Raw genomic sequence first — 24,904 nt, 5'->3', positions numbered from 1 at the left:
GGGTTTGGATGGAGATACGGAATTTCTAGGCCGCGTATCATAGCCAATTTCGGTAAAACTGTACCAGCGCTGCGGCAAGATCGGTCTGCGAGGCCTTATCTAGACACCACGCCTCGGCATGCGTGGTCAGTTCCGGCCACACCTGCTGCAGCGCCAACCAGCTTTCCCCGACGCCTTCGCCGTGGTTCCACGCCTGCCACATAGCAGTCAACGCCGCACTCGCGGCGGGCGACAAGCCATTTATATAGAGCGCGAGAAAGGCTTCGAGCTTGTCCAGGTGGACGTTCTCTTGCTGCTGATAAATGTGCCAGAGCAACGGCCGCCCGGCCCATTGCGCGCGCACGAAAGAGTCTTCACCGCGCACCGCATTGAAATCACAGCTCCACAGCAGGCGATCGTAGTCATCCTGAGTGACGAACGGCAGCACCTGCACCGTCAAGGCGCCCCGCACCTGCAAGGCGCCCACCGCCAAACCACTCACGCCTAACCACGCTTGCACATCCGCGAGCGCCCTGCCTACGGGCACCAGCATGTGAGTCGGCTGGGAACCTGCCGCCAGCACGTCCAGCCAACTGGCCAGGCCGAGGTTTTCGTAGGCAAACAATGAGATCAGCCGGGCGCTCGCCAGCGGCGTCACGTCCAACCGCTGCAAGAACGCCTGCCGAGCGGCGGGGTCCTGCTGAAAACTGCTACGCCGCTCAAGCAAACCGGCTTCGCGCAGCAGGCCACCCGTTTCCGGGCGAAACCCCGGAAAAAAGAAGAACTTCTGCAAGCCAGTGGACTGCATGGAGGGCAGGCCATGGCAACCACCGACCCAGTCCTCGGCGCTCAAATATTCCAGATTCAACCACAACGATGGTCGTGCGCGTTGGGCCATGGCGGCCACATAAGCCGTGGGTAATTCACAGGCGAAGGCTTCGATCACCACATCCGCCGCCTCGACAGGCAGCCAAGGCGCCGGCCAGTGACGAATATCCACGCCCTGCCGGCATTGTTGCGCGGCCCGCACATCAGCTTCCGGGCACAAGTGAGCAAAGGCCAGCAGATCATCCACCCACAGCCTCACCGCGGCATCGTGCTCGGCGACCAGCTGCCGGGCCAGGCGCCAGGTCACGCCAATGTCGCCGTAATTATCGACGACGCTACAGAAGATGTCCCAGGTTGGGCGCATGTGGAACTCCGGCAGAAGATGACCAGGCATCACACCTGATAAAGCAGCCGCTTAATTTACTGGCTGCCTTTCTGAGCGGGCTTGCTATACAGGTCGACGGGCACAGTGGCGCTTGATGGCATGGTGTGGCTGCCCACATTCGCCTCACCACCTGGATTGCCGGGCACAATCTGGGCCTGCTCTTCGGGTGATTTAACCGAGACGTTCCAGCTCGCTTCCTGCCCAGCTGGCACAGCAGCCTGAGGACCATCGCCGAAAACGGGCTTACCGGCAAAATGCAATCCGCTCATCACCTGGACAATGTCATAGCCACCGGGCCCGACAAACACGCTCGCCAGCCCCCAGATAGCGACGGCACCGACACCCAGCCCAAGCCATAGCCGCCGTCCGCTGCGCTTCTTGCTGCGCAGGTGTTGCGGGATGTCATCTCTATCTACTCTCATCAACGTCCTCAACGCATTAGCTATGGATTGAAAATCTAAGGGTTTCGCCAACCCAACATCGTGAAAGTGGCCGACGAGCAGCAAGGAGACTCGGCTCGCGTGCTCGACTCACAACAACCGCTTCGACACTTTATCGGCATCAGCAAAAGCCAGAAAGCAAAAAGCCCCGACAACTTTTCAGTTATCGGGGCTTTAGCTGAATCTATCTGGCGGTGAAGGTGGGATTCGAACCCACGATACGATTTCTCGTATACACACTTTCCAGGCGTGCTCCTTCAACCGCTCGGACACTTCACCGGGTCTCGACATTCATTGCTGTCTGTCGAGGCGCGCTAATGTAGCCGAACAGTTAGCCAAAGGCAAAAAGTTTTTTCTGAAGATTCATGCGCTTATAACCAATGCGCGACATCTACCGCGCTCGCTTGGCGAGCAGCCGCAAAACGCGGCCGAGCAAACGGCAAAAAAACCAACAACACAAACAGGCACAACACAACCCCGCTCACCCCTTCTGACGCTGCGCCGCTGCGCAACCATTCGCCAGCTGCATCTGCCCAAGCGGTAGTGTTATCAGCCCAACACGCTGACACGCCCTCCTCTTGCTGCATCGACTGGATTAAGCCTTGTCGACCCGCTAATGCCAGCGCAATCGGGCCTCCAATCGACTCGCCCCAGCAAACCGATAACCAATGATCCGCTTATATAAGCCCACCATCCCTGACTCACCGGTCAGCCGCCGCGCTTTACCTACAGGAAGCGGATGGGTAACGTCTGCTCCACTTCAGCACAAGGAACACGACCATGAGTGACCTGATCAGCTACCAATTCGATGACGGCATTGCCACCCTGACCCTGAGTAACGGCAAGGTGAACGCCATTTCTCCCGATGTGATCGCCGCCTTCAATGCCGCATTGGATCGCGCCGAACAGGACAAGGCCATCGTCATCATCACCGGCCAACCAGGCATCCTTTCCGGTGGTTACGACCTGAAGGTGATGACCTCCGGCCCGCAGAACGCAGTCAAACTGGTTGCCGCCGGCTCGACCCTGGCACGACGCATGCTCGCGCATCCGTTTCCGATCATCGTCGCCTGCGGTGGCCATGCGGTTGCCAAGGGTGCGTTCATCCTGCTCTCGGCTGACTACCGGATCGGCGTAGAAGGCGCATTCAGCATCGGTCTGAATGAAGTGCAAATCGGTATGACCATGCACCATGTCGGTATCGAACTGGCGCGCGACCGGCTGCGCAAGTCTGCGTTTCATCGCTCGGTGATCAATGGCGAGATGTTCGATCCACAAGGCGCCGTGGACGCCGGCTTCCTCGATAAGGTAGTGCCGGCCGAACAATTGCTGGCCAGCGCTCAAGCGGTCGCCCAGCAGATGAAGAAGATCAACATGACCGCGCACAAGAATACCAAGCTGAAAGTGCGCAAGGCGCTGCTGGAAACCCTCGACAAAGCCATTGAGCTGGATCAACAGCAACTGGTCTGAACTCTAGCCAAAAACGTAAAAGCCCGGACGGAATCCGGGCTTTTCATTATTAGGGAAGACAACTAGATGGGCAGGCTACAGCCTTATCTCAGTTACTGATGACGCCTGTGTTCATAGCACCGTTGCCGTCGCCAAATCCGTCATCCCTATGATCGGCTTCACGACCGACATGTTCGGCTCCTTCATGATCGGCCTCCCTACCTACGTGCTCGGCAGCTTCATGCTCACCATCATCGTCATGGTCCGCGCCGCGGTTCCTGCCGTGGTCCTCACCGTGCTCCGCATCACGCCCCGAGTTGGCACTGCCCGGGCCACTGTTATCGCCTCGACCGGCATGACCATCACCACCACGCCCATGTCCACCACCGTCGCCATCACGACCACCGTGGCCACCTCCGTCGCCGTCACCGCCACGACCTCCGTGGCCGCCACCGTCGCCTCGACCACCACCATCTCCACCGTGGCCACCGCCACCTCCGCCACCACTGCCACCACTGCCACCTTCTTTGGCATAAGCACTGGAAACCCAGGAAACACTGATGGGCGCAAACGCAGCCGAGGCAAATACCAGGGCACATACGGACGCGATAAAAAAACTCTTCTTGATCAACATCAGATAACTCCTATCAAGAGATAGAAAGCAGCAGCATGGGTTGCAGGACCGCAACCGTGCCTAGTGTTTGAACACTGGGTGTTACTAAAGATTTCATTCCCCTGGAGGCATGCGACCAACGGCCAAAGACCTGAACCTGCGAAGCACTGGCAGCGACGCGAGTCTCATCAGGCGGACGCTTGGTGAAGCCTTCAAGACCCAGGAGCGTGCGACAGTCTTTGCTTTATGCGCAGAAGCGCCCCATACCCGAACTTGCCCCTTGCCGGTCAACGTCAGATGCTCGCCCCATCAGCCCCCAGTTACTGGCTCTATCAACTCGCCCCGCCTGCGCAGATATTTATCATCTCAGGCTACCGCTACGCCGCTCGTCGAACAGCGACCGGCGGTTCATCAAGAAAACCTGTCGCCTGCCGATCACATCAAGAACCTAGCCTTTAGTCGTATAGAATCGCGCCCCCAGCCGTCAGGGTGGCCGACCTAATAACAAGGAACATGCGCGTATGAAGATTGCTCATAAAGTGGGCCTAGCAGCAGCAACGGTGCTGTTTCTCACCACCAGCCTGCTTTCGTTTGTCCAAGTCAGCCAGGTTCGTTCCAGCTTGAGCGAACAAGCCGCCTCAAGCATTAATGATGCGAGTGGCGCTCTGGCTCGACAGATTGAGAACTGGTTGAACGGTAAGCTGCAGTTGATCGACATGATGGCGCAAACTATCGACAGCCAATTCAGCGAAGAACAGATCCAGCAGGTATTTGACCAACCCATCCTCAAACAGCAGTTTCTGCTAATTTTCGGTGGACTGGATAGCGACGGTAATCGCATCACCAATGACCCCAGCTGGAATCCAACCGGTTGGGATGCTCGGCAGCGCCCCTGGTATCCAGTGGCAAAGTCCGCCAGTCATGCGATGCTGACCGAGCCTTACCCGGACGCCGCCACCGGTGAGATTCTGATCTCCGCCGTTGCCAAGCTGAGCGATCAAGGCCGGTTCCAGGGTGCGTTCGGTGGCGACATCAGCCTCAAGACCATCTCTGACACCATTAACACCCTGAACTTCAACGGTGCGGGTTACGCGTTTCTTCTCGCGCGCAACGGCAACATCATCTCGCATCCGGATACCAGCCTGAACGGCAAATCCTTCAACACCCTGTTCGACGGCAAGAGCCCTGCCCTGAACCAGAACGTGACCGCCATTGCCGGCGGTGGCAAAGACCTGCTGGTGTCCTTCACCCCGCTGAGCAACCTCAACGGTATGGATTGGTATATCGGTGTGGTACTCGATGAAGCCAAAGTAATGAGCGAAGCCAACGCCCTGAGCTGGAGTGCCGCGGTGGGCACCTTGATCGGTGTGGCGCTAAGCCTGCTGTTGCTGGTCGCACTGATGAGCCGGCTGCTTAAACCCCTGGCCAACCTGCACAGTTCGCTGAACGAAATCAACCGCGGCGAAGGCGATCTCACCCGCCGCCTGCCGGCTCAGGGCAATGATGAGATCGCCCTGGTCGAGCGCGAGTTCAATAGTTTTCTACAGAACCTGCAGAGCCTGATTGGCGATGTGATGAGCAGTTCCCGTCAGGTCAGAGCAAGCACCACGCTGACCTCCAATGAGGCAGACCAGTCGGCTAACCGCCTGCAACAACAGCTGCTGGAACTGGACCAACTGGCCACTGCCATGCAGGAAATGGCCTCCACCGCCGAAGAAGTTGCGCGCAACGCTCAGGCCGCCGCTCAAGCCGCCATCGCCGCCGACCAGGAAACCGAGAACGGCGTCACCGTGGTTTCGCAGTCCACTGCAGCGATCAAGCGCCTGGCCGATGAGATGGACGACACCAGCCAGTCGATCAACGAGCTGGCCAAGCTCAGTCACAGCATCGAATCGATCCTGTCGGTGATCACCAGCATCGCCGACCAGACCAACCTGCTCGCGCTCAATGCCGCAATTGAGGCGGCGCGCGCTGGCGAGTCGGGTCGTGGCTTCGCGGTAGTGGCCGATGAAGTGCGTTCGCTGGCCTCGCGCACCCAGCAGTCGACCCAGGAAATCCGCCAGATGATCGACCAACTGCAGACTGGAGTGAAGCAAGCCGAGACGCGCATGCAGCACAGCCGCGCCACTGCCAGCAAAACGGCTGACGAGGCCAGCGCCGCCAACGACATGCTGGGGCGCATCCGCGAGGCGATCACCCGCATCAACGACATGAACTTGCAGATCGCCACTGCTGCAGAGGAACAGAGCGCCACCACCGAAGAGATCAATCGCAACACCACCAACATCCGCGACATCAGCCATGAAGTTGCCAGCGGGGCCGAACAGCAAGTGCAGCAATGTGCGGTTATGGTCGACCAAGTGGGGCAACAGGACCGCTTGCTGAGCCGCTTCAAGGTGTGAACCTGTGGCCGCCCTCGCTGGGCGGCCATGCATCACGGAGTTGAACGTGCGAGTGGCTGGGCGCTCGTTCGATCCGCCCCCGCGAAACACTGCAGAATCGCCGGCAATGGCCTCCGATCAACGCCATTTGCCGGAAACAGTGTACGCCCGTACACTGCGCGCCCTTTGATCTGGCGGGCGTAACTAATGCTTTTTTTTCTACGCATGCTGGCGATGGCCGTGCACTTTATCCTCGCGGGTTTCCTCGGTCTATTTCTCGGCCTGAGCCGCCCGTTCAATCCCGATAACAGCCGCCTGTGCGCCCGCCTCTACTCATTGCCGGCACTCTGGCTGTTACGCCTGAAACTGAAGACCGACGTCGAATCGCTGCTGGCGCACAGGAGCGCCTGCGTCATAGTCGCCAACCACCAGTCCAACTACGATCTTTACGTTCTCGGGCGAGTGGTGCCGCATCGCACGGTCAGCATCGGCAAGAAAAGCCTGAAATGGGTACCCTTTTTCGGCCAGCTCTATTGGTTGGCTGGTAACGTCTTGCTCGACCGCGGTAACGCACTCAAGGCCAAGCGAGCCATGCTCACCACCACCGGCACCCTCAAGCACAAGAACACCTCGATCTGGGTGTTCCCGGAAGGCACGCGCAACCTCGGCGAAGATATCTTGCCCTTCAAGAAAGGCGCCTTCCAGATGGCGATTGCCGCCGGCGTACCAATCATCCCGGTGTGTGCCAGCAGTTACGCCAAGCACATTCGCCTGAACCGCTGGAACAGCGGCAACATCATGATTCGTTCATTACCGGCAATCCCCACCGCCGGCCTGAAACTGGACGACCTGCCCCAACTGATGCTCGATTGCCGTGCGCAGATGCAACAGTGCATCAATGCCATGGATGAGGAATTGGCACGCGCCGCCTGAACACCAGCTAGACCGGAACAGCCCGGCCAATGCGGGACTTACACAGATACTCAACACCGAATGCGCCGCCGCAGCCCGGATGAAATCCGGGAGCAACGCCGCCCCGGATTTTATCCGGGCTACGAGGCTAGCCGAATCCCAGTAAAAAGCCCGGCATTGCAGCAATGCCAGGCTTTCGTCGGACCCGCCTAAAGATCCAGGCCCTGCTTGCCGTGGGCGACGAAGCGCATCATCCACTCACCCACCGTGTGCCCCTGGTGAGCATGCTGCAGGCTGTCCACGCCCTTGCGGTAGGCCGGCTCGCCAATGTGTTGCTGACGAATTTCCAGCAACTCTTTCGAATAGTCGTGGATGAATTCCGGGTGGCCCTGGAAACACAGCACCTGATCATTGATGCAGTAGGCAGCGATTGGGCAGAACTCGCTGGATGCCAGCAGCGTGGCATTTTCCGGCAACTGAGTGACCTGGTCCTGGTGGCTGATCAACAGGGTCAACTCCTCCAGCACAGGACTCATCCAAGCCGGCTGGTGCGCCAGACGATAACGATGAGTGCCCACACCCCAACCCTGCTCGGCACGCTCGGCCTTGCCACCGAGCAACAGCGCCAGCAACTGATGACCGAAACAGATGCCCAGCAGTTTGTCGCCGTGGGCATAGCGTTCAAGCAGATAGGTCTTGAGGGTTTCGATCCACGGATCGCTGCCGAACGAGTCAGCCTTGCTGCCCGTGACCAGGTAGGCGTCGTAGTGCTCGCTGGCCGGTGGGTAGTTGCCCTGCATCACGTTGTACACGGTGAACTCGGCAGCAATCGGCTGATGAGCGAAGAGCTGTTCGAACATACGACCATAGCCTTGGTACTGGTCGATCAGTTCGGGACGAAGAATGTCAGTTTCCAGAATGCAAATCTGCAGCGGCATGAGGCGGATACCTGAAACGCGGATGATGGTGACTAGAGTGCTCAAGCCTGCCTTGCGTCACGTTGCAAGGCAAGTGGGGAGCGCCATCGGCGTGGCATAAACCCGACCGATTACCCAGCCCAGATATCTATCACTGCGCTCGATAGTCAGCATAACGCCCATTCACTTCTGTCGATAACGCCATGCGCGGATGATCTGGCCATCGGGCATCGCCCACCCTCCAGAAGGACACTTGCCATGAACCGTTTCGCCGCTATCGCCAGCCTGCTCGCCGCCTCCGCATTCACCCGTAGCGCCAAGGTCGACAACCCGTACTCCCGCAACAAAACAGCGAACGCACGGGCCGAGAGCACGACAGCCCCTGCCAGCGAATAAACGCATCCGCGTCGCCGCAAGGCGCACCAAACCCAGGAGACAGCCATGCACGCCAGCCACCCCATAGCCGAGCAGAACGCTTACGGCATCACCTACGCCACGCTCGATGGCAATGGCTTGAGCTTCGAGTCCGAGCTGGTCATCCACTTGACCGATGGCACGTTGACCACCCTGAAAATGCCGACGCAACTGAGCGAACGCCAGGCGATTCAACAGCTGGTTTGCGCTCGCCAAGCATGTTGAACCCCGCCTAGCAAGCCACGCACAGGGCCATGGCAACGCGGCACCCAGCCAAGTCGCCCAGCACATCAGCACGCTGGTCGTAGCCCTGCTGAGGAGCTGAACCACATCGATCGAACGCAGCACCACTCACCCCTGGCAGGAGCGCCATGAAACTGCAAAACACCCCTTTATTGATCGTGGCCGCCCTGGCCTTGATGACCAACGGCTTATCGCTGCTCGGCCTCAACCATGGTTCTGCCGGCGCTCTGGCCAGGAATATCGAGTGCAACTCGAGCATGTCGCGCAACATCCAGGTGGCCGTTTCACTCAAGCAGTTGATCGGTAACCCGCCCAGCCCAACGAACAAGAGCGGCACGGGCCGCTTTAGCCTCGACTAGGTCTCTCCAGTCGAACAGCAGTCCGACCGGTATTTCGACACTGGCGTCCGTAGCGGCGCAGACGGCACCCGCCTTCCAACGGGCTGGACAGCGCTATCTAGCAATTCTGCTCATCGATACTAACGCTCGACACTACACCGCAGCGCCATAGAAAAAGCCCGGTGTACAAGGCCGGGCTTTTCGTCAAGCTAAAGACTTCATGGGGTTATTCGGTATTCCCGACTTCACTGCCCTCGGCACCGCCATCGTCGGTGTCCGTATCGTCACCAAGACTGTCATCTGCCCCATCGACAGCCCCTTCGTCAGCCTCATCGGCTTCAGCATCGTGCTTGCTGCTGGATGCCAGGGCATTCTGCAGACCAAGCGCGGCGGCCAAAGCCGCCGGTGTGGAAGAGACCACCGACATCGCCTTAGCTAGGCCAGTTGTTTCCTTGGATTTGGCTGCCTCGGAGGTCGCCGCACCATGGCCGGAGCTAGCGCTCGCCCCTTTCCCCCTGCCATTCGAGCCGCCCTCGGCGTGACCATCATGACCATCACGACCGCCACCGATGCCGCCACCATGGCCTCCACCCGAACCACTGCCGCCATGACCTCCGCCAGCACCGCCACCGCCGCCGCCGCCGCCGCCGCCGCCTTTAGCATAGGCCGAGTCGATCAACAGGTTCATCTGCGGCACGGCCAGGGACGACAGCATCAATGCGCAAAATGACAGCTTCACCAATGTTTTCATTATCAGCATGAACAACTCTCCAGGGCGCGATACGGCCCCCAACTTCAGGTAGACCGTGTACATGATCGAAGTCTAGCTCCGTCGCCACGGAAGCCTGTCACAAGCAGACTGGCCGCCACTGACAAAGTTCGGCCTGCTTCACAAATGCAGTTGTAAGCCTGACGAGTGGGGTCAGACCCGCGACCCGATGAGCAGGTAGCGCGACACTCCTCGTGCAGAACCAGACCAGACGACAATGTTGGCGGGTTCCCATACCCCTAATCCCCAATAGCCATTCGGATCTGCTGGACGATAAAAAACCGGCTCTAGGTGAGCCGGTTTGTCGTTACGGGACGCCTTCCCCTAGAAGCGTTCTCCTTTAGCCGCCTTTTCCAGCAGCAAGGCCGGCGGCAGGAAGCGTTCGCCGTATTGCTCGGCCAGGTAATGCGCGCGGGCGACGAAGTCCTTGATCCCGTACTGGTTGATGAACTGCAACGCGCCGCCGGTCCAGGCGGCGAAACCGATGCCGAAAATCGAGCCGATATTGGCGTCGGCCACCGAGGTCAGCACGCCTTCCTCCACGCAACGGACGGTTTCGATGGCCTGGATGAACAGGATGCGGTCACGCACGTCTTCCGCGGCAATTTGCGCATCGGCCTGCTCGAAACGGCGCTTCAGTTCTGGCCAGAGATGCTTCTTGCCGCCGACCGGGTATTCATAGAAACCGCCACCGGCGGCCTTGCCTGGGCGCTTGTACTCGTTGAGCATCAGCTCGATGACAGCGTAAGCAGGGTGCTGCGCAATCGCCTTACCTTCCTCGCTCAAGTCCTTGATGGTCTGCTGGCGAATATGGTTCATCAGGCTCATCGACACTTCGTCGCTGATCGCCAGCGGCCCCACCGGCATACCGGCCTTGCGCGCCTCGGTCTCGATCATCGCCGCCGATACACCCTCACCGAGCATGGCGATACCTTCGTTGGTGAAGGTGCCGAACACCCGCGAGGTGAAGAAGCCGCGGCTGTCATTGACCACGATAGGGGTCTTCTTGATCTGCATGACGTAATCGAAGCCGCGCGCCAGGGTCTCGTCGCTGGTCTGCTGGCCCTTGATGATTTCCACCAACGGCATCTTGTCGACCGGGCTGAAGAAGTGCAGGCCAATGAATCTGTCCTGATGCTGTACCGCAGTGGCCAGGCCGGTGATCGGTAGCGTCGAGGTGTTTGAGGCGATCACTGCATCGCTCAAGGCTGCCCGTTCTGCCGCGGCGGTGACATTGGCCTTGAGGTCACGGTCCTCGAACACCGCCTCGATGATCAGGTCACAGCCGGCGAAATCGCTTTCGCTGTCCGTGGCGGTGATGCGAGCGAGGAAAGCATCGCGCTTCTCTACGCTCATCTGACCGCGCGCCACCTTCTTCTCCAGCAGCTTGGCCGTGTAGGCCTTGCCCTTCTCTGCCGCCGCGATGGACACGTCCTTGAGCACCACCTCAATACCGGCGGCGGCCGAGACATAGGCAATGCCGGCGCCCATCATGCCGGCACCGAGAACCCCGACCGTCCTGGTGGTGTAAGGGGCAAAACCTTGCGGACGCGAGCCGCCGGCGTTGATCTCATTGAGCTGGAACCAGAAGGTGCCGATCATGTTCTTCGCCACCTGCCCGGTGGTCAGCTCGGTGAAGTAGCGGGCTTCGATGATCTGCGCGGTGTCGAAATCGACCTGGGCGCCTTCCACGGCCGCGCACATGATCTTCTCCGGCGCCGGGAAACAGCCCTTGGTCCTGTCACGCAGCACCGAGGGTGCGATGGCCAGCATCTGCGCCACATTGGGACTCGATGGCGTGCCGCCGGGAATCTTGTAGCCGGCAGTGTCCCAAGGTTGCATCGGCGCCGGGTTGGCGGCGATCCAGGCGCGAGCCTTGACCAGCAGTTCGTCCTTATCGCTGGCGATGTCGTGGATCAGGCCAGCCTTCAAAGCCTCCTGCGGACGTACCTTCTTGCCTTCGACGAGATAAGGCAGGGCTTTTTCCAGACCGAGCAGCCTGACCATACGCACCACACCGCCGCCACCCGGCAATAAGCCGAGGGTCACTTCCGGCAATCCGAGCTGCACGCTGGAGCTGTCCAAGGCGATACGGTGGTGGCAGGCCAGGCAGATTTCCCAACCGCCGCCCAGGGCCGCGCCATTGATTGCGGCCACCACCGGCTTGCCTAGAGTTTCCAGGCGGCGCAGCTGACCCTTGATCCGCAGGATCATCTGATAGAAGTTGTTGGCGTCGGCCTTGCCGACCTTGATCAGCTCGTTGAGGTCGCCGCCGGCGAAGAAGGTCTTCTTCGCCGAGGTGATGATCACGCCGGCGATGCTGTCTTTCTCGGCCTCCAGACGCTCGACGGTCTCGGCCATGGCCTCGCGATACACCGCGTTCATGGTGTTGGCACTCTGGCCCGGCATGTCCATGGTCAGGACCACGATGTTGTCCGGGCCTTTTGCGTAACGGATGGCGTCAGTCATTTTTTCTGTTCCCGTGAATTCTTGTGCCGTCAGCCCTGTAAGAGCGAGCTTGCTCGCGATCCGGGGTATGACGTATCGCCAGCAAGCTGGCTCCTACATGCGCTCGATGATGGTGGCTATACCCATGCCGCCACCCACGCAGAGAGTGGCCAGGCCGTAGCGCAACTGGCGCTTCTCCAGCTCGTCGAGCAGGGTGCCGAGGATGGCGCAACCGGTCGCCCCCAGCGGGTGGCCCATGGCAATGGAGCCGCCGTTGACGTTGACCTTGTCTTGGCTGACGCCCATGTCCTTCATAAATTTCATCACCACCGAAGCGAACGCCTCATTCACCTCGAACAGGTCGATGTCATCCACCTGCAGGCCGGCCTTGGCCAGCGCCTTGCGAGTGGCCGGCGCTGGGCCAGTGAGCATGATGGTCGGATCGGTACCAGTCACGGCGGTGGCGACGATGCGCGCGCGCGGCTTGAGGCCCAGCTCCTTGCCCTTGGCCGCGGAGCCGATCAGCATCAGCGCCGAACCGTCGACAATGCCGGAGCTATTGCCCGGGGTGTGCACATGGTCGATACGCTCGACATGGCTGTAGACCCGTAGCGCGGTGCTGTCGAAGCCCATCTGGCCCATCATCTCGAAACTCGGTTTGAGCTTGCCGAGTCCCTCGAGGGTGGAGTCGCCGCGAATGAATTCGTCATGGTCGAGCAGCACGATGCCGTTCTGATCGGTGACCGGAATCAGCGACTTGCTGAACGAACCATCGGCGCTGGCGCGTGCGGCCTTGTGCTGCGAGCCTAGGGCGAAGGCATCGACATCGGCACGGCTGAAGCCCTCCAGGGTGGCGATCAGATCCGCGCCGATGCCCTGCGGAGTGAAATGCGTGTGCAGATTTGTTTCCGGATCCATCACCCAGGCGCCACCGTCGGAGCCCATGGGAATCCGCGACATGGACTCCACCCCGCCGACCACCACCAAATCTTCAAAACCGGAGCGCACCTTCATCGCGCCCAGGTTCACCGCTTCCAGGCCCGAAGCGCAGAAACGGTTGAGCTGCACACCGGAGACACTGACGTCCCAGTCCGCCACCATAGCCGCGGTCTTGGCGATGTCGGCACCCTGATCGCCCACCGGGGTGACGCACCCGAGGACGATGTCATCGACCTGACTGGTGTTCAGGTTGTTACGTGCTTGCAGGGCTTTGAGCAGGCCGGCGATCAAGTTGACCGGTTTGACGCTATACAGCGCGCCGTCCTTCTTGCCTTTGCCGCGGGGCGTGCGCAGCGCATCGAAAATAAATGCTTCGGTCATGGCGTCCTCAAACCTCCTGGGGAGGGGTAGCTGACGGCGCGTCGTAGCCTGACAGGGGCCTGTCGGGATTCGGCATATGGGACTGCCTTAGGTTCGGCAGACTCATCGCACTTGACTGCGCCTGTTGTTGTTCGGCGGATCTACCATACGCCCAGGCCGCACAGGCTCAATGACCGAAGTGCTCAGGCCTATTGACCGGTCTGCTCAGACGAACGGTCGCGTACTGGCGTAATGCAGGCATCGGCTGCCCGATAGCGTCTGGGTCAAGGGTTGCTTGAGGCTTTTGCTGATCAGCTGCTGAGTTGGGCATAACTCATCGTTTCAAGCAGCCATGTGCTAGCAACCAAGTCATCTAAAGGAACTGTGATGTGAGCCCTAGAGTTACTAAGACTGCATTGCGGTAAGCATGCAGTAGAAAATGCCGCTGCCGGGTTTTGCCGGAGCAGCTTCAGTACACGCCCAGGCGTGACGCTGCAACCCGACAGGCCTTTAGAGCGGGTATAGACGCCACACCAACAAGAACAAAAGGCAGATGGCCATGTTTAAACAGACAAAAATTCGGCAAGCGAGCCTGATCGTTTTCGCGACTGCGGTGATTCTTATTCTTCCCAACCTGACCCGCCTGGTCAGCTGATCCTCCCATTGCCCTCGCCGCTGCGTGTCGCCGTAGAGCGGTCAACGTAGCGCGGGTGGCCAACAAACGAGAATAGGCGCGAATAGATCGCAGGCCAGAACGGTCAAGTGGTCGACTTGCTCGAACGCTGACTATCACTCGACCATGAATCGACAAACATCAGCAGCAGATCCTGCTAACGCAGTGTTCTCCAGCGTGCGAAACTTACCGAACTAATGTTCCGTAGCAGGCCTTTGCGCTGCGATTACAGCGCCATCGCGCGCACCCTGGGAAGACTGCCATGCGCCTTTTCTTTGCTGCTTTAACCCTATTGGTCGGCCTTCAGGTCAGCGCAGGCGAAATCGATCAACCTGCCGCGTTAAGCGCGCTGCAAGCACCGGAAACGCTGTTGATCGATGTGCGCACGGCTGAAGAGTTCGCTGCCGGCGCCTTGCCCGGCGCGGCGCGTATTGGCCACGAACAGATCGCGGCGCAGATTGCCACCTTGGCGCCGGAAAAAGACACCGTCATCGTTCTCTATTGCCGCAGCGGCCGGCGTTCGAGCATTGCCCAGGATAGCCTTCAAGCACTGGGTTACCGCAACGTGATCAATGCCGGCGGCTACGAACAGCTGAAAGCAGAGCTGGAAGCGCAAGATTGAATCCGGCTGGACTGATCCTCGCCCTGCTGATCTTTGCTGGCGCAGCACAAGCTGCCGAACTGACCCTGAGCATCGGTGCAGCCAGCCGCACCTGGAGCACCGTCGAGCTACTCGCCCACCCACGGACGCAACAGATCGTGATCGCCGACGACGTCAGCTACAAGCGCAACATGCACTACCAAGCCGTTCCTTTGGCGGCACTGCTCACTGACGTGCAACCTGGCGACCATCTGCAAGTGCTGGCCATGGACGGATTCGCCGCAGAGCTACCCGCCGCCCCGCTCCTCAAGTCGAGCGCTGCCCAAGCCTGGCTGGCAGTGGAAGATCCGGCCCGGCCCTGGCCAGCGCTCAGCGCAGGAAAAGCCAGCGCCGGGCCCTTTTATCTGGTGTGGCAGAACCCGCAAGCTGCGCGCATCGGGCCGGAACAGTGGCCATTCAAGATTGCCAGCATCCGCAGACTTGCGCCTGTGGCAGAGCGTTTCCCCGCCCTGTTGCCGGCCAGCGCTGCCGAGCCCGCGGTGCAGGCAGGCTTCGCCCAGTACCAGAAACATTGTATGGCCTGCCACAGGCTGAACACAGCAGGCGACTCGCAGCTCGGCCCGGATTTGAACCTGCCGCATAACCCGACCGAATACTTCGCCAGCGACTTCCTCGTTGCCTATATCCGCGATCCACAGAGCCTGCGGCGCTGGCCGCAAGGCAAGATGCCGGGGTTTAACCAGGCGGTATTAAGCGATGAGGAGCTGAGCCAACTGCTGGCTTACCTGCGGCATATGGCCGGGCGCAAGCGCAACGCTCAGTAGCGCGCAACTCGCTTGTCGTCAGGCCTCAACTCGGAGTTGTCACGGCAGCTGAAAGCGTCTTCAGGCGAACGCCAACTGCAACCAATGCCGATAGAAGCCTTCAGCCACCTGGTTGAGAGCGGCCACTTTGCCTGGCAGCTCCTCAAGCATCTGCGCCTTGCTCTGCTGGCTGGGCTGACTGTCGTCGAGCAAGTGCGACCAGTCATTGAGCCATAGCCGCACCAACTCCTCGTTCATCTCCGGGTGGCCCTGCACAGCGAGAATCTTGTCGCCCCAGGCAAATGCCTGATTCTCACACCAAGAGTTAGACAGCAGACGCTGCGCCCCCACAGGCAGGGCGAAGGTGTCGCCGTGCCATTGAAAGATCGGGAACTGTGCTGGCAGGTGCGCCAGCCATGGACTCGGGGCAGATTCAGTTGCCTGGTGGACGGACTGCCAACCACTTTCGGTGTAGCTCATGCGACTGATCTCGGCGCCCAATGCCTTGGCCAGCAATTGGCCACCCAGGCAGTGACCAATCATCGGAATATCGCGCCGGATGAAATGCCTCAACGCGGCAATTTCCGTGTCCAGCCACGGCAAGGTGTCGTTAACACTCATCGGCCCGCCCATGATCGCCACCGCTTTCGGTCGATCCAGGTCGAAACCATCCAGCTCGCCAAGGTCAACGCGCAACACGCTGAAGTCATGTTGCGCCTCATCCAGCACCTTGCCCAAGTGGCCCGGTGTGCAGTAATCGGTATGAGTCAGAATAAGGATATGGGTCATAACAGCCTCCGCCGCACAGTGTGAGGCAAAGCGGAGGTGAGGGTCGAGCCCGCTACAGCGGATTGCTTGAGTGAAGAAGCACACCGGCCGGCTGGGCCGACCAGTGGCTATTGCTGGCCGTATACGGCGATCACGGCCTGAGGCTTTTGACCTCCTGCGTCACGCCCCAACCATCCAGCTTGCCGCCGAGCGGGATCACGACCGACTCCATGTCCTGCTCGAAATCACCAATGCCTACGTGAGTTGCAAACATCACTTTACTGACTTGCAGGTGCCAGACGCCGTCGTCACGCGCACTGACCTGAGCATTCAAGGATTCACCACGAAAATTACCAGCCGCCAGTCGAGCCCGCTCCTCATCCGGAAAAATGGCGTAGAACTCGATTGGATGAAAGCTGGCGAAGTCGAAGCCGCCCTCCTTCATCCGCCGTAACACACCGCTGCTGACATCATCATGTATGGCTGTGCTCATGAAGTAATCTCCTCAGGCGATGGATGGATTAACCGCTTTCCCATTGCAACCGCCAGAACCGAGGCGGTGTCGCGACACCTGAAGCGGTGCCGCCCGAGAATCAAGCAAGGGCTGCTTGATCTGTCATAAGCCAGACCTGAAGCCAGGACTGGTCGACGTAGAGTCATTCAGCGCGAAAAACTCATAGCTGTCCACTGTAGAGTAGTGCCTGCACGGCATATTTGCCGACTATCGAGACATCTGGTGACAAACCAGCGTCAGGCCGCCACATCGGCAAGCATGGCTCAAGCCCCGGAAAATCCGGCGCAGAGGCCAGCTGCCCACGGTTTGAATACAACCGAAAGTTTTGTGCTCAGTAGAGCACAGACAGCGCCTGCAGCCATCCGCTGCGATGGCCTGAATGATTGCTGATGCACGCTAGTCACGACTAAGCCAGCGCATGATCAGCCGGTTGATCCAGGCCGGGGAAAGCTGCCCGGCCCAGTACATCAACTTGAACGACGCACTGACCGGCCGATGTACCGCTGCGCTCTGCGCCTGCTGCCAGACAGCCGCGGCAATGTCTTCGGCCTTGAGTTTGACGCCCATACGCCGCATGACCGGCGCCTCGAAGCGCTGGTTGACCAGCATGGGCGTGCTGACGAACGGTGGCATCAAGTCGCCGACTCGAATGCCGTACCTGGCCCACTCCAGGTCGAGTGCCTCGGTCAGCCCCCGTACCGCGAACTTGGAGGCCGAATAGCTGGCCAGATGCGGCACCCCATACAACCCCGAGGCCGAACCCATGTTGATGACCTGAGCATCCGCCGTGGCTTGCAGGTAGGGAAATGCCGCATGGGTCATGTTCAGCAGGCCGAGCACGTTGATCTGCATGATTCGAGCATGCTCGGCCAGTTCGATCTCCTCGAAGTAGCCACATTGCAGAACGCCTGCACAGTTGAACAACAGACGCAATTGGCCGCCATGCAGCGCGCAGAAGGCAGCCAAAGCGGTCTGCACGGCGACAGCATCCACCACATCCAACTGGGCATGCCAGGCGCCGCCAAGCTCGCTCGCCAGCTCCGCCAAACCGGCGGGCTCGATATCGAGCAGACCCACCTGCCAGCCACGCGCGTGAAACAAGCGCGCTGTAGCCGCGCCAATTCCCGAGGCCGCGCCGCTGATCAGGATGTTGCTCATTCAGCAACCCCGCTCGCGCAGAAAGCTCACCACCCGGCCGAGGGCGAAATCCGCCGCCTTGAGTATGCCGGCATGGGCCTGAAACACATGCCACAGTTGCGGATAGCGCTCCAGGCGCACGACGCCCCCCACCGCCTGGACCTTTTCGGCGAAACGCAGGCTGTCGTTGAGCAAGACTTCATCCTCCCCCACCTGGATCAACAGCGGCGGCAAGCCGGCAAGGTCGGCGAACAGCGGCGACAGACCCGGATCATCGTGCGACACCTCCTGCGGGCAGTACAACGCCAACGCTTGCTCGAGCCATCGAGGGTGGAGCAAAGGATCGCCGGCAGGCGGCTGGTGCAGTTGCGCGAAGGTAAAGTCGGTAACCGGTGACAAACATACCAGCGCCGCCGGCTGCGGCAGCTTCAACTCACGCAGGCGCAGGCTGGTGATCAGGCTCAGGTTGCCTCCCGCCGAATCGCCACCGATGACAATCTGTTCCGGCTTGTAGCCCCTCTCAAGCAATTCGCGATAAGCCGCCAGCGCATCGTCGCGCGCCGCAGGATAGGGGAACTCGGGGGCCAGGCGGTAATCCAGGGCGCAGACGTCGAGCTGGCCGCGCTGGGCCAGATTGGCGCAAATCGCCCGGTGGGTATGCGGCCCGCCGATCAGATAAGCGCCGCCATGCAGGTAGAGCAGCACACTGCCGTTGCTCTGTTGCGGTCGATGCCACTCGCAGGGTCGACCGCCGAGGGTGCCTGCCGTACGGCTGACGCCATGCACGGGTGGGCTAATCGCCGTCAGCACAGTGAGCACCGCACGCTGCCCTGCAATCGGCATCGGCGGACGCACCAGGCCGCGAAACAACAGTCTTAGGGCGCCGCGTAACAGCTTGCGCAACAGCGCCTGCCCAACGGCCGGGGCGATAAACTCAACGGACGCATTCATAGCGATCAACTCCAGTACGCGGGTCATGCAGCAGTAAGTGAGGGTCAAGCTGGACTTATTGTGGTTGCTCCAACCGCGGGGTCTTTCTACCAGTCGTTGCCACCCAGTGCCCCCACCCTTAGTTGAGTAACGCCTGACAGCGGCAGATTGAAACAGCGCGACCGTCCTGCCTCGGCGGATGCAAGGACTCAATGCCGCCGCGAGCGGCGCTTATCGAAGACAACAGACCAGGCCAGGTGAGCAGCAGAAACGCAAACGCCACGCCGTGCAATCGCGATGGCATGGCCGGCCAATACACTGTGAGTCGCGGCCAACCCAGCGGGCATCGGGTTGCCGGCGGATCTTTTCTGGCCCTAAACAGCTCAAGGTCGCGTTATCAGCAGCCCTGTTCAGCCGTTTGTCGGCCCTCGCTCGCGCTGACTGAGCTCCCAATCCGGGACAACAAATACCGGCGCATCCGAAGGTTTCAGCATCCCTCTGCCGAGAATATGATCCGCGCCTTTCTCGCCGATCATGATGGTCGGTGCATTGAGATTGCCGTTGGTGACTGTGGGCATGATGGAGGAGTCCACCACGCGCAGATTGTCGATACCGTGAACCCTGCATTGGGGATCGACCACCGCCATCGGGTCGGTACCCATGCGGCAGGAGCCGCAGGGGTGATAAGCCGTTTCGGCGCTCCGGGCCAGCCAGTCGTCAATCTCGTCGTCACTCTGCACCTGTTTGCCCGGCGAAAGCTCCTCGCCAAGAAAAGGCTTGAAAGCCGGCTGGGCAAATATCTCCCGGGTCAGGCGCAAGCCCGCGCGGAAGGCCTGCTTGTCTTCCTCTTCATCCAGATAATTGAGAAATATCTCCGGCGCGGCAGCCGGGTCGCTGGACTTCAGCCGCACATAACCCCGGCTCTTCGGCTTGTTGGCGCCCAAGTGCACCTGAAAGCCATGGCCTTCGGCGGCGCTGGAACCGTCATAGGCGATGGCCCCGGCGAGGAAGTGGTATTGCAGGTCCGGATACTTGAGGCCGGCCCGACTGCGGATATAGCCGTTGGACTCGAACTGGTTACTCGCGCCCAGGCCACTCTTGAAGAAGAACCAGCGGGCGCCGATCAGCAGTTGCCCGAACGGGTTGAGCCAACCATTGAGGGTGATCTTCTGGGTGCAGGCTTGCTGAACCCAGACTTCCAGATGATCGTGCAGGTTCTCGCCGACCCCGGGCAGGTCGTGAACCACCTCGATGCCATGCTTGTGCAGCTGTTCGGCGGGGCCTATGCCAGACAGCATCAGCAACTTAGGCGAATTGAAGGCACTGGCGCAGAGGATCACCTCGCGCCGGGCCTGGACCCGAAACGTCTTGCCCTGCTGACGATATTCGACCCCCACCGCGCGCTTGCCCTCCAGCAACACCCGAGTGGTCAGGGCGTGCATCTGCAGGTGCAGATTGACCCGGTTCAAGGCCGGCTTCAGGTAAGCATTGGCGGTTGAACTGCGCACCCCGTCACGCACGCTCATGTCCATGCGGCAGAAGCCTTCCTGGCGGTAACCGTTGTAATCGTCGGTTTGCCCATAACCCGCCTGGCGACCGGCCTCGATAAAGGCGCGGTACAGTGGATTCTTCATGTTGTTGCCATTGCACACGCCCACTGGCCCGCCGCTGGAGCGGTACTGGTCGGCGCCATACAGACAATCCTCGGCCCGTTTGAAGTAAGGCAGGACGTCGGCGTAACCCCAGCCTTCGGCGCCCAACTCAACCCACTCTTCATAGTCGCCAGCGCAACCACGCACGTAGGCCATGCCATTGATCGAGGAAGACCCGCCGATTACCTTGCCGCGCGCCTGGTGAATCTTGCGTCCCTTCAGACCCGGCTCCGCCTCGGTGTACAGCTCCCAGTCAAATCGCGGCTTATTCAGCGGGATGGAAAAGGCCGTGGGCATCTGAATGAAGATCGAATTGTCCTTGCCGCCAAACTCGAGCACCAACACCTGGTGCGTGCCATCGGCGCTCAAGCGGTCGGCCAGCACCGAACCGGCCGAGCCGGAACCGACGATGACGTAATCGAAGACCTGATCGAAGACTTGCTCGCTCATGGCATGGCTCCTTCGCCTCAGCGTCCGGCGGTGGCGGGATCATCGGGCATTCTGGTCTCGCGACCAGGCATCTCCCGCTGGGTATGCAGGAAGAACATATGGCGTTCGTATTGATCGAGAATATCGCCGATCACCTGTTCCTTGGTGTAGCCGGCCAGGTCGTAGCCTTGGCCACCCTCACCGATGTGCACTTCCTGGCGGTAATAATGCGAGCCAGCCCCGGTTGCGCGCATGGCGAACGCCGGCATGGCGCACCGACGTGGCCAGATCTGGTAAGTGAAGTCCTGCTCGCCGCCCAGGTCCACGTTCAGTTCAAGGTGCTCGTCTTCGCCAGTCACCTCGACGACCTCCACCTTGAAGCCTTTCTCGGCCAGCACTTCATGGATCGACTCCATCGCCGGCTTACCCACTTCGCTCAGAAAACGTTGCACCTGTTCATGGCTGGGGAAGCTCATCGCCCGGGCCAGCCGCTGCCGCCAGTTATGCGCGCCGCCTGCATCGAGCATGGTGCGCCCGGACAGGTAGCCGGCCATGCTGCCGCGATAACTGTCTTCCTTGAGCCCCTCGACCTTCAAGGCCTTGTACAGCCCCAACATCATCAAGAACAGCGTCACGGCAAAGGGCAGCCCCATGATCACTACGGTGCCTTGCAGCGCGCCGAGGCCGCCAGCCATCAATAAGGCCAGGGTCAACACCCCGATGATCGCGGCCCAGAGCACACGCATCCAGGCCGGCGCATCGTTGTTGGGGTCGCGCAGCACCGAAGTCAGGTTGGACAACACCAGCGAGCCGGAGTCGCCCGAGGTGACGAAGAACACGATGGCCAGAACGGTCACCACCCCAGTGGTCAGCCCCACCCAGGGGAAGCTTTGCAGAAACAGGTAAATCGACGAACCCGGATTGTTCATGGCTTGCACGCCAAACTCCGCGACGCCCGTGTCGGTCATCACCAGATCGATAGCGCTGTTACCCATGATCGACATCCACGCCATCATGAACGTCAGCGGCAGGATCAGCGTGCCGGCGACGAACTGGCGAATGGTCCGCCCGCGGGAAATACGCGCCAGAAACAGCCCTACAAATGGACCCCAGGCGATCCACCAGGCCCAGAAAAATACCGTCCAGGCATTCAGCCAGTCGGTGGGCGGATCAAACGAGTAAGTGTTCAGCGACAGGCTGGCAAAATTGCCAATGTAATCGCCGATGTTCAACACCAGGGTGTTGAGCAGGAACAGGGTTTTACCGGAGAACAGCACAAACAGCAGCAGGAGCATCGCCAGCAACATGTTGAACTCGGACAGGCGGCGAATGCCCTTATCGACCCCAGTCACCGCAGAGATTGCGGAAAAGACCACGATCAGCACCGCCAGAACCGCCTGGGTGAGCGTGCCCTCGGGAACATCAAACATGTAGTTGAGGCCGAAATTGAGCTGGATGATGCCGATGCCCAGACTGGTCGCAATACCGAAGACCGTGCCCAATACGGCGGCGATATCCACCGTGTGGCCGATGGCACCATGGATGCGCTTACCGAAGATCGGGTAAAGAGCCGAGCGGATGGTCAGCGGCAAACCGTGCCGATAGCTGAAGAAGGCCAGCGACATACCGACCAACGTGTAGACCCCCCAACCCGAAACGCCCCAATGCAGGAAGGTCAGCTCCATGGCATGGCGAGCGGCTTCGACAGTACCGCCCTCGCCCACTGGCGGCGCCAAAAATTGCGTCACCGGCTCGGCGATGCAGAAAAACAGCAGGTCGATACCAATGCCCGCGGAAAACAGCATGGCCGCCCAGGTGATCACATTGAAGTCGGGGGTCGAATGGGCCGGGCCGAGCTTCAGATTACCGAAGCGCGACAGGCCAATGCAGATGACGAACAGCAAATACGCCACCACCGAAACGAAATAGAACCAGCCGAAGCTGTCGGATATCCAGGCCAGGATGGTGTTGATCACATTACCGGCCGACTGGGTAAACATCATGGTCCAGAGGGCGAAGGCCACAATGCCGATAGCCGAGCCGTAGAAGACGATAGGGTTGATGCGGTCCTTGGGCTCAGCCGGGGTTGCTTGCGTGCTCTCGGATTCGTTGGACATGCCAGTCTCCTTGAGGAGAAGCCAGTGCCATGCAGCCCAGGCATAACCAACAGCTGTCAGGTCAGATCGGCTAACGCTGGCACTCGGAAAAACGCCCCGAACGACAGTCCGGGTAACAGGCATAACGATAGTCAAGAATTCGCACCGAGAGCCAATAACCCGAAGACTGGCAATCAATGCCGGCCTGATACCTGCCAAACACATTCTTGTTCAGCCGTTTAGCCGCATTAACCACGGGGAGCTAACACTGAGAGCGTTGACTCAGGCTCAATGCACCAGTCGAGTGGCGCCTGCGAGCTTCGGGGGTCACGCATCCACCTCCCGAACTTGAACAAAGCAATTGCAGCCTAGAGCCCGCGCAAACGCCCCTCTCAGCGCATGCAGTGATAGTCACGAAGGTCCGGCACATGAGTCAGACGACGATAGGTGAAGGTATAACCCGGCCAGTTATTGGTGTTCTTGCCGGAGGCGGTCTTGTACCAACTGCTGCAGCCCTGCGCCCAGATCGTTTGCCGTACGCTCGCCTGAATCTGCCGGTTGAAGCGCAGCTGCACTTCGGCTTTCACATCCAGGTAGCGCAAGCCTTGGCGCTTCAACGCCTGAATGCAGCCCAGCACATAACTGAACTGGCTTTCCAGCATGTAGATGATCGAGTTGTGGCCAAGGTTGGTGTTCGGTCCATAGAGAATGAACAGGTTGGGAAAGCCGCTGACACTGATGCCCTTATAGGCCTCGGCACCGTCCTTCCAGGCCTGGTTCAACTCCAGCCCGTTGCACCCGGTGATACGCATCGGCGCAAGAAAATCCGTGGCGGTGAAGCCGGTGCCGTAGATCAACACATCGCAGCCATGCTCGCGGCCGTCGGCGGTGACGATGCCGGTCGGGGTAACCTCCTGGATCGGCTCACTGACAATCTGCACATTGCTTTGCGCCAGCGCCGGATAGTAATCGTTGCTGATCAGAATGCGCTTGCAGCCCATCGGGTACTCCGGCAACAGACTGCGGCGCCGTTCGACATCGGTCATACCCCGGGCCAGGTGCCACTTGAAACTCAACTGCAACGGCTTCATCAACCAGGGGCAACTGATGAAAGCCAGAGCTCGCGTCTCGTGCTGGATGTACTTGAGCGCCCGGTCGATGCGCTGCAGCCAGGGCAGCCGGCGCATCACCTTCAGCTCCCAGTCGCGGTAGGCGCGATCCGGCTTGGCGATCACATAAGCCGCCGAACGCTGAAACAGATGCAGGCTCTGCACTTTAGGTTGAATCTGTGGCACGAACTGGATCGCCGAGGCGCCTGTACCGATCACCGCCACCCGCTTGCCGGTCAAGTCCAGATCGTGCCGCCAGCGCGCCGAATGGAAGACAGCGCCGGCAAAACGCTCGATACCGGGTATCGCCGGGTAAGCCGGGTGATTGAGCTGGCCACAGGCACTGACCAACGCCTGGGCGCTGAGCACCTCGCCACTGCTCAGGGTCACCTGCCACAGCCCGGCCGACTCATCGAAGGCTGCTGACTGCACCTCACTGCTCAGGCGAATACGCGAACGCAACTGGTACTTCGCCACACAGTGCCGCAGGTAGTCGAGGATCTCCGCCTGGGGTGCGAACTTGCGCGTCCAGTCGGTTTTCAACTCGAAGGAGAACGAATACAGGTGCGACGGCACATCACAGGCCGCACCCGGGTAACTGTTATCGCGCCAGGTGCCCCCTACTTCACCGGCCTTCTCCAACAACAAAAAATCCTCGATCCCGGCCTGCTGCAAGCGAATAGCCATACCCAGGCCGCCGAAACCGCTGCCAATAATCAACACGCGCAACGGCGCGCCTGACTGGGATTTGTTGTGCATGGTTATCTCCCCAATCGC

The 24,904-nt window shown here is 60.1% G+C and carries 22 protein-coding genes, 1 tRNA gene and 1 pseudogene; 10 read left to right on the top strand and 14 right to left on the bottom strand.

The window, feature by feature from the left end; translation table 11 throughout:
* Positions 1–37: 37 nt before the first annotated feature.
* From earP to TMS3_RS22455, 3 genes are all read right to left on the bottom strand, one after another.
* Positions 38–1,171, bottom strand: coding sequence for an elongation factor P maturation arginine rhamnosyltransferase EarP (gene earP / locus TMS3_RS22465; protein WP_025167548.1), 1,134 nt, complete (start codon positions 1,169–1,171; stop codon positions 38–40).
* A 56-nt stretch (positions 1,172–1,227) separates the two neighbouring features.
* On the bottom strand, positions 1,228–1,698 hold the full coding sequence (locus tag TMS3_RS22460; RefSeq protein WP_152985554.1) for a hypothetical protein: 471 nt from the start codon (positions 1,696–1,698) through the stop codon (positions 1,228–1,230).
* Between the two features lie 123 nt (positions 1,699–1,821).
* Positions 1,822–1,911 (bottom strand) — tRNA-Ser (locus TMS3_RS22455).
* A 501-nt stretch (positions 1,912–2,412) separates the two neighbouring features.
* Here TMS3_RS22455 and TMS3_RS22450 point away from each other — a divergent pair.
* The 5 genes and pseudogenes from TMS3_RS22450 (at position 2,413) to TMS3_RS22435 (ending at position 7,008) form a co-directional block, all read left to right on the top strand.
* Positions 2,413–3,102, top strand: a complete 690-nt coding sequence (locus TMS3_RS22450) for a crotonase/enoyl-CoA hydratase family protein (RefSeq protein ID WP_025167546.1) — start codon at positions 2,413–2,415, stop codon at positions 3,100–3,102.
* A gap of 148 nt (positions 3,103–3,250) precedes the next feature.
* Positions 3,251–3,739, top strand: a complete 489-nt coding sequence (locus TMS3_RS25375) for a hypothetical protein (RefSeq protein WP_160321047.1) — start codon at positions 3,251–3,253, stop codon at positions 3,737–3,739.
* 476 nt (positions 3,740–4,215) lie between these two features.
* Positions 4,216–5,238, top strand: a pseudogene (locus tag TMS3_RS26125) (HAMP domain-containing protein); the annotation flags it as partial.
* Between the two features lie 30 nt (positions 5,239–5,268).
* A complete protein-coding gene (locus TMS3_RS26120; RefSeq protein WP_407691635.1) occupies positions 5,269–6,096 on the top strand; it encodes a methyl-accepting chemotaxis protein in 828 nt (275 codons plus the stop codon).
* Positions 6,097–6,282: 186 nt separating this feature from the next.
* Entirely contained in the window at positions 6,283–7,008 is a 726-nt protein-coding gene (locus tag TMS3_RS22435; RefSeq protein ID WP_025167543.1) for a 1-acylglycerol-3-phosphate O-acyltransferase, read from the top strand.
* Between the two features lie 188 nt (positions 7,009–7,196).
* Here the strand turns inward: TMS3_RS22435 and TMS3_RS22430 are convergent, their stop codons facing one another.
* Positions 7,197–7,925 (bottom strand): amidotransferase, encoded by a 729-nt coding sequence (locus tag TMS3_RS22430; protein ID WP_025167542.1) that lies wholly within the window; start codon positions 7,923–7,925, stop codon positions 7,197–7,199.
* Between the two features lie 237 nt (positions 7,926–8,162).
* On the opposite strand from TMS3_RS22430, the gene TMS3_RS25370 reads away from it, so the two are divergent.
* The 3 genes from TMS3_RS25370 to TMS3_RS22420 all read left to right on the top strand — a co-directional run bounded on the left by TMS3_RS25370 (position 8,163) and on the right by TMS3_RS22420 (position 8,920).
* Positions 8,163–8,300 carry a hypothetical protein gene (locus TMS3_RS25370; protein WP_160321046.1) on the top strand — a complete coding sequence of 46 codons (138 nt, stop codon included), beginning with the start codon at positions 8,163–8,165 and terminating at the stop codon, positions 8,298–8,300.
* Positions 8,301–8,345: 45 nt separating this feature from the next.
* A complete protein-coding gene (gene ptrC, locus TMS3_RS22425; RefSeq protein WP_025167541.1) occupies positions 8,346–8,543 on the top strand; it encodes a type III secretion system co-regulatory protein PtrC in 198 nt (65 codons plus the stop codon).
* A 146-nt stretch (positions 8,544–8,689) separates the two neighbouring features.
* Positions 8,690–8,920, top strand: a complete 231-nt coding sequence (locus TMS3_RS22420) for a hypothetical protein (protein WP_029866571.1) — start codon at positions 8,690–8,692, stop codon at positions 8,918–8,920.
* A gap of 205 nt (positions 8,921–9,125) precedes the next feature.
* On the opposite strand, the gene TMS3_RS25365 is transcribed toward TMS3_RS22420, so the two are convergent.
* The 3 genes from TMS3_RS25365 to TMS3_RS22405 form a co-directional block, all read right to left on the bottom strand.
* Entirely contained in the window at positions 9,126–9,713 is a 588-nt protein-coding gene (locus TMS3_RS25365; protein WP_160321045.1) for a hypothetical protein, read from the bottom strand.
* Positions 9,714–9,992: 279 nt separating this feature from the next.
* Positions 9,993–12,137 carry a 3-hydroxyacyl-CoA dehydrogenase NAD-binding domain-containing protein gene (locus TMS3_RS22410; RefSeq protein ID WP_025167539.1) on the bottom strand — a complete coding sequence of 715 codons (2,145 nt, stop codon included), beginning with the start codon at positions 12,135–12,137 and terminating at the stop codon, positions 9,993–9,995.
* Positions 12,138–12,230: 93 nt separating this feature from the next.
* Positions 12,231–13,436, bottom strand: a complete 1,206-nt coding sequence (locus TMS3_RS22405) for an acetyl-CoA C-acetyltransferase (RefSeq protein ID WP_025167538.1) — start codon at positions 13,434–13,436, stop codon at positions 12,231–12,233.
* 914 nt (positions 13,437–14,350) lie between these two features.
* Here TMS3_RS22405 and TMS3_RS22400 point away from each other — a divergent pair.
* Both TMS3_RS22400 and TMS3_RS22395 read left to right on the top strand, forming a co-directional pair.
* Positions 14,351–14,710: a rhodanese-like domain-containing protein gene (locus TMS3_RS22400; protein ID WP_025167537.1), complete on the top strand. Its 360-nt coding sequence runs from the start codon at positions 14,351–14,353 to the stop codon at positions 14,708–14,710.
* Complete coding sequence (locus tag TMS3_RS22395) at positions 14,707–15,513, top strand: cytochrome c (RefSeq protein ID WP_025167536.1); 807 nt, start codon at positions 14,707–14,709, stop codon at positions 15,511–15,513. Before TMS3_RS22400 ends, TMS3_RS22395 begins: the two co-directional genes overlap by 4 nt.
* Positions 15,514–15,573: 60 nt before the next feature.
* Here the strand turns inward: TMS3_RS22395 and TMS3_RS22390 are convergent, their stop codons facing one another.
* The 7 genes from TMS3_RS22390 to TMS3_RS22360 form a co-directional block, all read right to left on the bottom strand.
* Positions 15,574–16,281, bottom strand: coding sequence for a type 1 glutamine amidotransferase (locus tag TMS3_RS22390; protein ID WP_025167535.1), 708 nt, complete (start codon positions 16,279–16,281; stop codon positions 15,574–15,576).
* 130 nt (positions 16,282–16,411) lie between these two features.
* Positions 16,412–16,753 carry a ribonuclease E inhibitor RraB gene (locus tag TMS3_RS22385; RefSeq protein ID WP_025167534.1) on the bottom strand — a complete coding sequence of 114 codons (342 nt, stop codon included), beginning with the start codon at positions 16,751–16,753 and terminating at the stop codon, positions 16,412–16,414.
* 417 nt (positions 16,754–17,170) lie between these two features.
* Entirely contained in the window at positions 17,171–17,932 is a 762-nt protein-coding gene (locus TMS3_RS22380; RefSeq protein ID WP_025167533.1) for an SDR family oxidoreductase, read from the bottom strand.
* The gene (locus TMS3_RS22375; RefSeq protein ID WP_025167532.1) at positions 17,933–18,862 is read right to left on the bottom strand and encodes an alpha/beta hydrolase; all 930 of its coding nucleotides are present in this window, start codon (positions 18,860–18,862) and stop codon (positions 17,933–17,935) included.
* A 389-nt stretch (positions 18,863–19,251) separates the two neighbouring features.
* Complete coding sequence (gene betA / locus TMS3_RS22370; RefSeq protein ID WP_025167531.1) at positions 19,252–20,943, bottom strand: choline dehydrogenase; 1,692 nt, start codon at positions 20,941–20,943, stop codon at positions 19,252–19,254.
* A 17-nt stretch (positions 20,944–20,960) separates the two neighbouring features.
* On the bottom strand, positions 20,961–23,039 hold the full coding sequence (gene betT / locus TMS3_RS22365; RefSeq protein WP_025167530.1) for a choline BCCT transporter BetT: 2,079 nt from the start codon (positions 23,037–23,039) through the stop codon (positions 20,961–20,963).
* A gap of 371 nt (positions 23,040–23,410) precedes the next feature.
* Positions 23,411–24,886, bottom strand: a complete 1,476-nt coding sequence (locus tag TMS3_RS22360; protein WP_025167529.1) for a flavin-containing monooxygenase — start codon at positions 24,884–24,886, stop codon at positions 23,411–23,413.
* Between the last annotated feature and the right edge of the window lie 18 nt (positions 24,887–24,904).

Origin of the sequence: Pseudomonas taeanensis MS-3, from assembly GCF_000498575.2 — a bacterium.
Classification (GTDB): domain Bacteria; phylum Pseudomonadota; class Gammaproteobacteria; order Pseudomonadales; family Pseudomonadaceae; genus Aquipseudomonas; species Aquipseudomonas taeanensis.
The sequence above is the reverse complement of the archived record's forward strand: the minus strand, read 5'-3'. Positions and strand labels throughout refer to the sequence as shown.